General features: G+C 62.6%; 10 protein-coding genes. All 10 read right to left on the reverse strand.

The annotated features are described in order from the left end of the window. Positions 1-266: 266 nt before the first annotated feature. The 10 genes from ABID26_RS28020 to guaA all read right to left on the reverse strand — a co-directional run bounded on the left by ABID26_RS28020 (position 267) and on the right by guaA (position 12976). Positions 267-896 (reverse strand): sarcosine oxidase subunit gamma, encoded by a 630-nt coding sequence (locus tag ABID26_RS28020; RefSeq protein ID WP_354417179.1) that lies wholly within the window; start codon positions 894-896, stop codon positions 267-269. Next, positions 889-3834: a sarcosine oxidase subunit alpha family protein gene (locus ABID26_RS28025; RefSeq protein ID WP_292375178.1), complete on the reverse strand. Its 2946-nt coding sequence runs from the start codon at positions 3832-3834 to the stop codon at positions 889-891. Before ABID26_RS28025 ends, ABID26_RS28020 begins: the two co-directional genes overlap by 8 nt. Before the next feature lie 113 nt (positions 3835-3947). Further along, entirely contained in the window at positions 3948-4256 is a 309-nt protein-coding gene (locus ABID26_RS28030) for a sarcosine oxidase subunit delta (protein ID WP_126085532.1), read from the reverse strand. Positions 4257-4272: 16 nt separating this feature from the next. After that, positions 4273-5526: a sarcosine oxidase subunit beta family protein gene (locus tag ABID26_RS28035; RefSeq protein WP_126101808.1), complete on the reverse strand. Its 1254-nt coding sequence runs from the start codon at positions 5524-5526 to the stop codon at positions 4273-4275. Between the two features lie 77 nt (positions 5527-5603). Then, on the reverse strand, positions 5604-6947 hold the full coding sequence (glnT, locus tag ABID26_RS28040; protein ID WP_292375170.1) for a type III glutamate--ammonia ligase: 1344 nt from the start codon (positions 6945-6947) through the stop codon (positions 5604-5606). A 26-nt stretch (positions 6948-6973) separates the two neighbouring features. Then, positions 6974-8302 (reverse strand): FMN-binding glutamate synthase family protein, encoded by a 1329-nt coding sequence (locus ABID26_RS28045; protein ID WP_126101810.1) that lies wholly within the window; start codon positions 8300-8302, stop codon positions 6974-6976. Between the two features lie 8 nt (positions 8303-8310). Continuing rightward, entirely contained in the window at positions 8311-9048 is a 738-nt protein-coding gene (locus ABID26_RS28050; RefSeq protein ID WP_459077269.1) for a GltB/FmdC/FwdC-like GXGXG domain-containing protein, read from the reverse strand. A gap of 5 nt (positions 9049-9053) precedes the next feature. After that, positions 9054-9953, reverse strand: a complete 900-nt coding sequence (locus ABID26_RS28055) for a class II glutamine amidotransferase (protein ID WP_292375167.1) — start codon at positions 9951-9953, stop codon at positions 9054-9056. A gap of 488 nt (positions 9954-10441) precedes the next feature. Continuing rightward, entirely contained in the window at positions 10442-11185 is a 744-nt protein-coding gene (locus tag ABID26_RS28060) for a helix-turn-helix domain-containing protein (RefSeq protein WP_435528616.1), read from the reverse strand. Between the two features lie 228 nt (positions 11186-11413). After that, complete coding sequence (gene guaA / locus ABID26_RS28065; protein WP_292371921.1) at positions 11414-12976, reverse strand: glutamine-hydrolyzing GMP synthase; 1563 nt, start codon at positions 12974-12976, stop codon at positions 11414-11416. Positions 12977-13022: the final 46 nt, after the last annotated feature.

Genomic DNA, 13022 nt, shown 5'->3' on the forward strand with positions numbered 1-13022 from the left:
AGCCGCAAAAGCCAAAATCCAGCCCGATCAGACAAAACCAATCCGATAAATGTCATCAAAATCGAAAAGGGCGCGACTTTTGCAGCGGCCTGTTAAGTCTTGGCACATCGTGCCAAGACTTTCTTGTTGGGGTGGTTGCCAGGATGTCGGCTAAGTCAGATCAACACAACAACAGCGAAACCACCGCTGCGCGGTCAATGCGCAACGGCGAATCGCCGCGTCGAAATGGGTTTTGTCTCAGCCGAGGTGCAAACGGCTCAGCAGGACTATGCGGCGTGAGCCGAGGATGCCTGAACCCCATATTCAAGGGAAGAGTCCAGGATCGTGTGCCAAAGGCTGTCGGCGAAGCTGGTGAAGACGAGCATGTTGAGGACGGGGTGTCCATCCAAGCCATCAGCCCCGCGCCAGATATTCATCGCCGTATGGTCGATCGAGGTTGTCGCCGCGGCGCCCAGCGGAAACGCCTTGTCATCTAGGTCCAACGAGCAGAACTTCGCAAGCGCCTGGCGAGCGCGAGGTCCGCCAATCCGGATGAGGCAGCGACCGTCCGACTGATCGGAGAGCGACGCGATGCCGGCAAACGCCTTTGACACTTTGGCAAATTGTCCGTCTGCCTGTCGTGCAGAGAAGACAATGAACTGGTCTGGGCCAGACCAGATCAGCGTAGCATTCCGGGCCACTGCTGCGCCGGGAGCACGGGGCGGCTCAATGCCAAATAGCTTCTTGGCGGCCTTTGCGGTCTCGGCCGCTCTGCCGCGCCGCGCCATCACCTGAACGAGGCTGATGTCGCGCACTTCCTCCAGCGTGACGCCTACCTGCGTGCCGGCCACGCCGTGACGACCGGGGACGAGCGCCTTCTCCAGCGCCGATTGGGTGTTCCAGGAAAAATCAGCCACGCTGACGCACTCCTTCGGGATCGTAGAAGACCGGGCTGCAGATCTCGGCCTCGTAGTCCTCGCTCCGCAGCGGATCAAGGATGCGAACGATCTCGCCGATGCGCTCGCGCCCGCGCTCGACCAGACCAAGGCCGATCCACTGGTCAAGCACCGGCGAGAAGCAGACCGAGGTGACATAGCCTTGATCCGTTTTCGGCCCAGGGGTCTCGCCCCTGGGGACAACGTGCGCGCCGGAACGCAGGCGCCGCGCCTTGTTCGTGGGCTTGACGCCGACGACCACCTGCCGGTTCGGCGCAATCAGCGCTTCGCGCCCGGCCATGACACGGCCGATAAAGTCCTTCTTCTTCGACATCATCTTACCAAGGCCAAGGTCGTCAGCGGTGGTCGTGCCGTTGAGCTCGGGCCCGGCGACATGCCCCTTTTCGATGCGCATGACGCCGAGCGCTTCAGTCCCGTAAGGCGTTACGCCATAGGGCTTGCCAGCGATCATCAGGTTCTCGGCCATCGCCGCGCCGTAGCGCGCCGGCACCGAAATCTCGAAGGCCATTTCGCCGGAGAACGAGATGCGGAACAGCCGAGCAATCACGCCACCGCGCAGCTTGACTTCACGGGCGCCCATGAATGGGAAGCCTTCGTTGGTGAGATCTTCCGACGGGTCGACCAGATCCTGCAGCAGCTTGCGGGCGTTCGGCCCAGCGATGGAGAACTGCGCCCACTGGTCAGTGGCACTGGTCAGCTGAACATCGAGGTCCGGGAACAATACCTGCCGGCAGAATTCCAGATGCTGCATCACCAGACCGGCCTTGGCAGTGGTGGTGGTGAGAAAATAGTGATCCTCGGCGAGCCGCGAGGTCGTGCCGTCGTCATAGACGATGCCATCTTCGCGCAGCATGAGGCCATAGCGCGCCTTGCCCACGGCGAGAGAGGAAAAGGCGTTGATATAGACGCGATCGAGGAACACACCTGCATCCGCGCCGCGGACGTCGACTTTGCCGAGCGTGGAGACGTCGCAGAAGCCGACGCCGTTGCGCACGGCCAGCACTTCGCGGCTTACCGATTCCAGCCAGTCCTTCTCGCCGGCACGCGGGTACCATTGCGCACGCTTCCACAGCCCGGTGTCGACGAACACCGCGCCTTGCTTGGCGGCCCAATGATGCGACGGTGTCAACCGCCAAGCATGGAAGTTCTCGTCGCGATGATGGCCGGCGAAGGCGCCTATGGCGACGGGTGCGTAGGGCGGCCGGTAGATCGTCGTGCCGGTTTCCGGGATCGTGCGGCCGGTCGCTTCCGCCATGATTGCGAGGCCGTTGATGTTGGACGTCTTGCCCTGGTCGGTCGCCATTCCGAGCGTGGTGTAACGCTTCAAATGCTCGACGCTCTCGAAGCCTTCGCGCTGCGCCAGCGTCACGTCGGACGCGGTAACGTCGTGCTGGAAGTCGACGAACGCCTTGCCCTTACCTTTGACATGCCAGAGCGGCGCGATTCCGTAGCCCTCTTCGTCGGCTTTCGATGCCTCCCCCGGCTTTCCGGCGGCACCGCATTCGGCGGCCGCCTTGGCACCCGCGCTATGCCCGTCGCGAAGGCAGGCGCCGAGTGAGAGCTCGCCATTGGCAGCACCAGCCGTGGCCATCCCCTTTGGCGCACCGCCCGGCACGAAGGCCGCGATGTCCTCGCGCCAGATCGGCTTGCCACGATGGAAGCAAGATAAGCCGACATTCGGATTCCACCCTCCCGAAACGGCAAGGCAGTCAGTTTCGACCCGTTGCGTCTGGCCATTTCTGTCGTTGGTCACGACGATGCTGCGGACGCCGTCAACGCCACCCTTTACATCGGACACGACGCCAGCAAGCACGCGCAGATCGTAAGTATCGACAAGCCTCCGGTGCTGCGCCGGCACCTCGCGGCGGGGGTCGATCACCGCCACGATGTGGGCGCCAGCCCGCTGGATGGTCTCGGCCGTGCGCCAGCCATCATCATTATTGGTAAACAACGCCACACGCTTGCCTGGCAGAGCCGCGAAGCGATTGACATAGGTGCGGACGGCGGAGGCCATCATGACGCCTGGCCGATCATTGCCAGGAAAGACGATCGGTCGTTCAATCGCACCGGCGGTCACCACCGATCGCCTTGCGACGATGCGCCAGAGCCGCTGTCGCACCTGATGGCGATCCGGCATCGCGACGTTGTCGCTGACGCGCTCGAGCGCGGCGTAGGTACCACCATCGTAGACGCCGAACATGGCCGTCCTGTTCATGATCCGGACATTGGGCAGAGAAACGAGTTCGCGTGTTGTGCTACGCAGCCACTCCCTGGCATCCATGCCATCGATCTCGCCGCCGTCACCGAGCAGACGACCGCCCAGCAAGGTATCCTCTTCCACGAGAATGACACGCGACCCGGCGCGGCCGGCAGCAAGCGCCGCCGACAGGCCGGCGGGACCGCCCCCGACAACCAGCACGTCGCAATGAGCCCAGGCCTTGTCGTAGTGGTCTGGGTCAGGCAATTCGGCACTCTTGCCGAGACCGGCGGCGCGGCGGATCATCGGCTCGTAGATCGATTCCCAGAACTTCGCCGGCCACATAAAGGTCTTGTAGTAGAATCCGGCGACGAAGATCGGCGCGAACAACTGGTTGATCGACATCAAGTCGTGACGCAGCGATGGCCAGCGGTTCTGGCTGTTCGCGATCAACCCGTCATACAGTTCCTGCGTGGTCGCCCTCGTGTTCGGCTCGCGTCGGGCGCCGGTGCGCATCTCTACCAGCCCGCTCGGCTCCTCAGAACCGGCGGTGACGATGCCGCGCGGGCGATGATACTTGAACGACCGCGCCACGAGCTTGACGCCATTGGCGACGAGTGCGGAAGCCAGTGTGTCGCCGGCAAATCCGGTCATGGCCTTGCCGTCGAAGGAGAACCGGAGCGGCGACCGTCGGTCGATCATGCCGTCACCGGGCAGCCGGTGCGACTGGCTGGCGGACGTGACCGCCGTGCGGATGCTGGCCTCCTCCCGCGCTGTTCTGGCGAGCGGCTCGGATTGCGAATACCCCGACATGGTCATTCTCCTGCCCGCGCCGCCAAGGCAGCGCCCGCACCCGGTGCCGCCGTCACGGAAACAAATTCATGGGTGACGGTGTTGCGCTCGGCCACGAGCCAGGAACGGCAGCCGCCGCCGTGGTACCAATACTCGCGCATCACACCCGCCAGATTGTCGCGCAGGTAGACGTAGTCGTGGAAAGCATCCTCGACACGTTCGGGGCTCTCCCCGCCATCGACGGCGAAGTTGGGCCGCTTGGGCGAGGCATCGCCAAGATAGGTGAACTCGCCGTTCTCACGCTCACCGCAGAAAGGACATGCAATACGCATTCAACCGGTCTCTCTTTCAGTGAAGGTTCGGCTGGGCGCCCTGGCCCTTTTCATCGATCGTCGCGCCACGGCGGAACCGGTCGAGGCGGAACAGCGCGGCCTCCGAATGCGGTTCGTCGCGCGCCAGAAGATGGGCGAAGACGAGTCCCGATGCCGGCGTTGCTTTGAAGCCGCCATAGCACCAGCCGGCGTTGAGATAGAGGCCGTCGACCGGTGTCTTGTCGATGATCGGCGTGCCGTCCATCGACATGTCCATTATGCCACCCCACTGCCGCAGCATGCGCACGCGGCCGATCATCGGCATGATGGCCATGCCGCCCTCGCAGACATCCTCCATGACCGGCATGTTGCCGCGCTGGGCATAGGAATTGTAGCCGTCGAGGTCGCCGCCGAAGACCAGCCCGCCTTTATCCGACTGGCTGACATAGAAGTGGCCGGCGCCGAAGGTGATGACACCCGGGATGAGCGGCTTGATAGCCTCGGAGACAAAGGCCTGCAGCACGTGGCTTTCGATTGGCAGCTTCATGCCGGCCATCGCCGCGACCCGCGACGAAGAGCCGGCGACCGCCATACCGACCTTGCCGGCGCCGATCCTGCCGCGCGAGGTCTCGACACCGGTCACCCTGCCGCTGGCGTCGCGCACGAAACCGGTGACCTCGCAATTCTGGATGATGTCGACGCCGCCTTCACTGGCGGCGCGCGCATAACCCCAGACGACGGCATCATGGCGAGCGGTACCTGCGCGCCGCTGCAAGAGACCGCCCATGATCGGGAAGCGGGCATTGTTATAGTTCAGGAACGGCAATTCCTTGCGGATTTGCTCGGCGTCGAGCAACTCGGCATCGATGCCGTTGATTCGCATGGTGTTGCCGCGGCGGGCGAAGGCATCGCGCTGCGCGTCGGAGTGGTAGAGGTTGATGATGCCGCGCTGGCTGACCATCGTGTTGTAGTTGAGGTCCTGCTCCATGCGCTCCCACAGCTTCATCGACAATTCGTAGAAGCCGGTATTGCCGGGCAGGCCGTAGTTGGAGCGGATGATGGTGGTATTGCGGCCGGCATTGCCGGAGCCGATCCAGCCCTTCTCCAGCACGGCGACATTGCGGATGCCGTATTCACGGGCGAGGAAATAGGCCGTCGCCAGTCCGTGGCCGCCGCCGCCGATGATGACCACGTCATACCGGCTCTTGGGTGCCGGATCGCGCCACGCCCGCGTCCATCCCTTGTGTCCGGACAGTGCCGCCTTGGCGAGCGAAAAGATCGAATATTTCATCGCAGTTGTTCCGGCGAAATGTCATGTGGTGCGCCCAGCGCCCAATTCGTAGATCGGACGCTGGGCCTGGCAAACAGCTAGACGTCCAGCGTGTTGTCGCGCTCCCACTGGGTGAAGTGCGAGGCGTAGGCGTTCCACTCCTGGGTCTTGAGCTTGATGTAGGCGGCGGAAAATTCCTCGCCCATAGCAGCCTTCAACTCGGCGTCATCGTCATAAGCGCGAAGCGCGTCGAGCAGATTGAGCGGCAGCTTGGCGCCATGCGTGACGGTGTGTCCGTCCTTGTACATGTCGATGTCGCTGCGTTGACCTGGATCAGCCTTGGTGCGGATGCCGCTGAGGCCGGCGGCGATGATGGCCGCCTGCATCAGGTAGGGGTTGGCCGCGCCGTCGGGCAGGCGCAGTTCGAAGCGGCCGGGACCGGGCACGCGCACCATGTGGGTGCGGTTGTTGCCGGTCCAGGTCACCGTGTTGGGCGCCCAGGTGGCGCCCGAAACGGTGCGCGGCGCATTGATGCGCTTGTAGGAATTGACCGTCGGGTTGGTGATCGCGGCCAGCGCCGAGGCATGCTTCATGATGCCGCCCAGGAAGTGTCTGCCCTTTTCCGACAGACCCAACTCCATTTCCTTGTCGGCGAAAGCATTGGTCTTGCCGCTGAGATCCCATACCGAGATATGGGCATGGCAACCGCTACCCGTGAGGCCCTGGAAGGGCTTCGGCATGAAGGTCGCTCGCAGGCCGTGCTTTTCGGCAATCGACTTGACCATGAATTTGAAGAAGGAGTGCTTGTCGGCTGTGGCCAGCACATCGTCAAATTGCCAATTCATCTCGAACTGGCCGTTCGCATCCTCATGGTCGTTCTGATAGGGCTGCCAGCCAAGGTCGAGCATGGCGTCGCAGATTTCGGCGATAACGTCATAGCGACGCATCACCGCCTGCTGGTCGTAGCAGGATTTCGAGGCCGTATCGTACTCGTCGCTGATCTGCTTACCGTCGGGCGTGACAAGGAAGAATTCCGGCTCGACGCCAGTCTTCACGCGCATGCCTTCCTTGGCGCCTTCGGCAACGAGCCGCTTGAGGGTATTGCGCGGCGCCTGAGCGACGCCCTTGCCCTCCATCAGGCAGTCCGAAGCGAGCCAGGCGACTTCCGGCTTCCACGGCAGCTGTATCACCGAAGAGGCATCCGGCACCGCCAGCATGTCGGGGTGCGCCGGCGTCAGGTCAAGCCAGGTGGCGAAGCCGGCGAAGCCGGCGCCCTCCTTCTGCATGTCCCCAATGGCCTGCGCCGGCACCAGCTTTGCGCGCTGGCCGCCGAACAGATCCGTATACGAGACCATGAAATACTTGACGTTGCGAACCCTTGCGAACTCTTGGAGATCAGTCCCCTCAGACTGATCGATTTTGGCTTCAAAGGCCTTATTCATTGTCTACTGCTCCCATTCGTCTGGTTTTAGAAGCCACCCTGCCCTGGTACCCAATTCGTCCCCGCGAGCGGCACACCGGCCATGGCCGCTGCTTCGATCGAAAGAGCACAGAGATCCTCGGGCTCGAGATTGTGCAGGTGATTTTTGCCGCAGGCACGTGCGATGGTCTGCGCCTCGAGCGTCATGACCTTCAGGTAATTCGCCAGCCGCCGTCCGGCGACGACCGGGTCGACCCGCTTCATCAGCTCGGGGTCCTGTGTGGTGATGCCCGCCGGATCCTTGCCCTCATGCCAGTCGTCGTAGGCGCCGGCGGTCGTGCCAAGTTTTTGGTATTCGTCCTCCCAATGTGGATCATTGTCCCCGAGCGCAATCAATGCCGCGGTGCCGATCGATACGGCATCGGCGCCAAGCGCCAACGCCTTAGCGACATCGGCCCCGTTGCGGATGCCACCGGAGACGATGAGCTGGACCTTGCGATGCATGCCGAGGTCCTGCAGCGCCTTCACAGCGGGCCTGATACAGGCGAGCGTCGGCTGGCCGACATGTTCGATGAATACTTCCTGCGTGGCGGCCGTGCCGCCTTGCATGCCATCGAGCACCACGACATCAGCTCCGGCCTTAACCGCAAGCGCGGTATCGTAATAGGGCCGCGCGCCGCCGACCTTGACGTAGATCGGCTTTTCCCAGTCGGTGATCTCGCGGATTTCCAGGATCTTGATCTCAAGGTCGTCAGGGCCGGTCCAGTCGGGATGACGGCAGGCTGAGCGCTGGTCAATGCCCTTGGGCAGAGTGCGCATTTCCGCCACGCGATCGGAGATCTTCTGGCCAAGCAGCATGCCGCCGCCGCCGGGCTTGGCGCCCTGGCCAACGACGATCTCAATGGCGTCGGCGCGGCGCAGGTCACGCGGGTTCATACCGTAGCGCGACGGCAGGTATTGATAGACCAGTTGCTTGGAATGGCCGCGCTCTTCCTCGGTCATGCCGCCGTCGCCGGTGGTGGTCGAGGTGCCGGCGATGGTTGCGCCGCGGCCGAGAGCTTCCTTGGCCGGACCGGAAAGCGAGCCGAAGCTCATGCCGGCAATGGTGATCGGGATCTTCAGTTCGATCGGCTTCTTGGCGTGGCGCGAGCCTAGCACAACTGAGGTGTCGCAGCGCTCGCGATAGCCTTCCAGCGGATAGCGCGAGATCGAGGCGCCAAGGAACAGCAGGTCGTCGAAATGCGGGACCTTGCGCTTGGCGCCGGAGCCACGGATGTCGTAGATGCCGGTTGCCGCGGCGCGGCGGATTTCCGACATCGCGTAGTCGTCGAAGGTCGCTGACTTGCGCGGCGTCGTTGGAGGATTGTGGTAGGTCATGGTCGCCCTCAGTATGCGTCAGCGTTGTCGATGTTGAAGTTGTAAAGCGTACGGGCCGAGCCGTAGCGAGTGAACTCTTCCGGCTTGGCATCCTTGATGCCGGCACGGTCGAGCAGATCCTGCAGGAGCGCGATGTGCTCGGGACGCATCTCCTTTTTGATGCAATCCGCGCCCAGGCTCTTGACCTTGCCACGGACGAACAGCCGCGCCTCATAGATCGAGTCGCCGAGCGCATCGCCGGCATCGCCCAACACCACCAGATTGCCCGACTGGGCCATGAACGCCGACATATGGCCGATATTACCGCGGACAACGATAGTGATGCCCTTCATCGAGATGCCGCAGCGCGACGAGGCGTTGCCCTCGATGACCAGCAGACCGCCGCGGCCGGTGGCGCCGGCGTATTGGCTGGCATCGCCTTTGACCACGATCGAGCCCGACATCATGTTCTCGCCGACGCCCGGGCCTACGGAGCCGTGCACGGTTATGGCGCCGCCGGCATTCATGCCGCCGCAATAGTAGCCGACGCTGCCGCGCACATCGATAGCGACCGGCTGGTCGACACCGACGGCGACGGAATGGCTGCCTTTCGGGTTGAGCACTTCCCAGGAGGTTTCGTTCGAGCCGGGGCCAAGATTGTGCAGCGCCTGATTGAGCTCGCGCAGTGAATTTTCGCCAAGGTCGAAGACACGCCGCGCGAAGTCCATTTCACGCGATGGCGCCGTGGCAACATTCGAAATATTCATGATCCTCAGTGCTCCCAGAAATAGACGGTGGACGGCTCCGGTTCCCAAACCCTCGCATTGTCAATGCCGGGCAGGTTGGCGAGCGCGCGGTATTCGGACCCGAAGGCGACATACTGGTCGGTCTCGGCCATGACGGCGGGCTTGCAGGAGATCGGATCGCGCACCACGCCGAAGCCGTTCTTGGTGCCGACCACGAAGGTGAAGAAGCCGTCGAGGTCGTCGAGGCTGCTCTGCAGCGCCTCGCCGAGGTTCTGACCATGAGCGATTTTGGACGAGAGATAGGCGGCGGCGACTTCGGTGTCGTTTTCGGTCTCGAAGCGCATGCCGTCGCGGATCAGTTCACGGCGAAGATTGTTATGGTTCGACAGCGAGCCGTTATGCACCAGGCATTGGTCCGGGCCGGTCGAGAAGGGGTGCGCGCCCAGCGTGGTTACGGCGGATTCGGTCGCCATGCGCGTGTGACCGACACCGTGGCTGCCGGTCATCTTGGTCACGTCGAAACGCTTGACCACTTCGGCCGGCAGGCCGACCTCCTTGTAGATCTCGATCGCTTCGCCGGCGCCCATGACACGCACATTCGGGCGCAGTTCGGCGATCGCGGCACGGGCTTCGTCGAGCTTGCCGGCAGGGATGTCGAGGACGGCGTGGGTAGACTTCACCGTCGACGAAACTTTGGCTTCTATCTTCTTGCCAAGCTCGGCTTCGAGACCAGGGAAATCCACTGCGGGAGCCGAAGACTGAATGGTGATCCTGGCACGCCCCTTCGCTGCTGCGCCGTCATATATGGCTATGCCGGCGCTGTCGGGGCCGCGGTCGGTCAATGAGACCAGCATTTCCGACAGGAGGGCGCCCAGTCGCGGCTCAAGTGATTTGTCTTTCAGAAAGAGTCCAACAATCCCACACATATCCCGGTCACCTCGATTGATTGTTACCCATGGCAATGCCTAGCAGGTTCCCAGTCACAATTCAACTGTCATGAATTTTTTTTTCCTGTAGAAAAACATCGTCGCTTGAGGTGGAAGGAGGCCCGGGTAATCCTTTTCAACGGCCGCAGGTCTTGCCGACGCGCGCGGCATGTCGGCGCGGAGCCACGCCAACTATAAAGGAAGCCATGGAAATCGAGGCGCCTGGCGACGATCGTCCAAATGCGCAAAGGCGCCCAAATTGGTGGCCAGTCGAGCACGCTTGAATGGCGGTCGCAACAGCGCCGACCGCGCTCTTGGACGCCAGGGATGTTGTAGTGCTTGATTTTTGCGCATGATCTTTTCCGAACCTCCGGCTCGAGGTCATGCGCTAATCAGAGTCATTCGCCGGTCGCAGAGATCAATCCGTTGAGGCCAAGGCGATCAATACCTCAGCATGGTCCTGCGGGGGGAATCGCCCCTGGCGGGCTTCAGCCTTTTCCGCGCCCGCCGGGATAGGAGATGATCGACAGGTATCGCATCGGCAAGTGCGTCAGTTCTTCGGGACCGTGCGGTGCATCGGCGTCGAAGAACAAACTATCGCCTGGGGTCATGCGATAGAGATTGCTGCCATGGCGGTAAACCACCTCGCCTTCCAGCATGTAGAGGAACTCCATGCCATCATGCTGAAAGGTTGGGAAGACGTCCGAGTCTTCAGTCAGCGTAATAAGGTAGGGTTCAACAACGACGTTGGTGTCCGAAGCGATATGGCCTAGCAATGTATACTGGTGTCCCGCGCGCGTGCCGCGCCGTTCCACATCCACGCCCGATCCGGCCTTGACGAAGACGGCCTTACGCTCTTCCTCGAAGCTGCGGAAGAATGCGGTGAGCGGTACTCCGAGCGCGTGCGACAACAACTTCAGTGTCGTCAATGACGGCGAGGTGATGCCATTCTCGATTTTGGACAGCATGCCGAGCGAGAGGCCTGTGGTCGCGGCAAGGTCGGCAACGGTAATGCCGAGCTTCTTGCGAAAGGCGCGAACCTCGTGGCCAATCGCGACTTCGAGCACGTTCTCGCGCATGTCGCGAACGGCGTGGGGATCCTGAATGAGGGGAGTGCTGCGCGGCAGCGCGCTAAGTGTCGCCGCGCCCGATGTTTTGACGGGAGCCGGCGATCTGCCATTTTTCCTTGCTGCTTGAGTCTTCGCCATGTCGCCGCCACCCGCTGATTCCATTTTATTTCCTAACAGTAAACATTTTCGACGCGCGGCACAACTACGGATATTCGGGGCAGACCATGCGATAAATCGCAAGCACCCGGCATGGCCGGGTAAGTGGGTGCCTTGAGCGGGCTATTACATCAGCAATATTTGCAGGTCAGCGACATTGATACCGGTAGAAACCGCCAGGCAACAAGTCACCGAACGACGCCTGCACATAGGCGGCGTTTGGGTGGGCCTGAATCATTCCCACTCGATCGTCCCAGGCGGCTTCGACGTTACGTCGTAGACGACGCGGTTGATGCCTTTCACCTCGTTGATGATGCGGGTGGCGGCGGCGCCGAGGAAGTTCATGTCGTAGTGGTAGAAGTCGGCCGTCATGCCGTCGACGGAGGTCACGGCGCGCAGCGCGCAGACGAATTCGTAGGTGCGGCCGTCGCCCATCACGCCCACGGTCTGTACCGGAAGCAGCACGGCGAAGGCTTGCCAGATGGCGTCGTAGAGGCCGGCCTTGCGTATCTCGTCGAGATAGATGGCGTCGGCCTGGCGCAGGATCTCCAGCTTCTCGCGGGTGATGCCGCCCGGGCAGCGTATGGCAAGGCCGGGGCCCGGGAACGGATGGCGGCCGATGAAGCTTTCGGGCAGGCCGAGCTCCTTGCCGAGCGCCCTCACCTCGTCCTTGAACAATTCGCGCAGCGGCTCGACCAGCTTCATGTTCATGCGCTCGGGCAAGCCGCCGACATTGTGGTGCGACTTGATCGTCACCGACGGGCCGCCGGAGAAGGAGACGCTTTCGATCACGTCGGGATAGAGCGTGCCCTGCGCCAGGAAGTCGGCGCCGCCGAGCTTCTTCGCCTCTTCCTCGAACACCTCGATGAACAGCCGGCCGATGGTCTTGCGCTTCGTTTCCGGATCGGCCTCGCCTTCGAGCGCCGAGATGAAGCGGTCGGAGGCGTCGACCAGGATCAGCGGCAAGTTGTAGTGCTGGCGGAACATCTCCACCACGCTCTGCGCCTCGTCCTTGCGCATCAGGCCATGGTCGACAAGGATGCAGGTCAACTGATCGCCGACCGCTTCGTGGATCAGGAGCGCGGCGACCGAAGAGTCGACGCCGCCCGACAGCGCGCAGATCACCTTGCCCTTGCCGACCTGCTTGCGGATCGCCTCGACGGCATGGTCGCGATAGGCGGCCATGGTCCAGCCCTTGGCGAGGCCGGCGATGTGGTGGACGAAGTTGCTGAGCAGCTTCGCGCCATCCGGAGTGTGGACGACTTCGGGATGGAATTGCACCGCGTAGAACTTGCGCGCCTCGTCGGCAATCGCGGCAAAGGGCGCGCCGGTGGAGGTGCCGACGATCTTGAAGCCGGCGGGAATGGCGGTGACGCGGTCGCCATGGCTCATCCAGACCTGGTGACGCGTTCCCCTGGCCCAGATGCCGTCGAATAGCGCGCAATCGTCCTCGATCTCCAGGAAGGCCCGGCCGAACTCACGATGATGGCCGGCCTCGACCTTGCCGCCGAGCTGGGCGCACATGGTCTGCTCGCCATAGCAGATGCCGAGCACCGGAACGCCGGCCGAAAACACCTCGTCGGGCGCGCGGGGCGAACCGATGTCGACGGTCGAATGCGGGCTTCCCGACAGGATGACGGCTTTCGGCCGAATGCGGCGGAAGCCCTCGGCGGCGGACTGGAACGGCACGATTTCACAGTAGACGCCGGCTTCACGCACGCGCCGCGCAATCAGCTGCGTGACCTGGCTGCCGAAATCGATGATGAGAACGGTGTCGGGATGATTGGCTGTCGTCATGGCGAGCCTTTAGAGAAAGAAACGAGTCGACGCAATGGGTTGCTGG

The sequence above is a fragment of the Mesorhizobium shonense genome, assembly GCF_040545255.1.
Taxonomy (GTDB): Bacteria; Pseudomonadota; Alphaproteobacteria; order Rhizobiales; family Rhizobiaceae; genus Mesorhizobium; species Mesorhizobium shonense.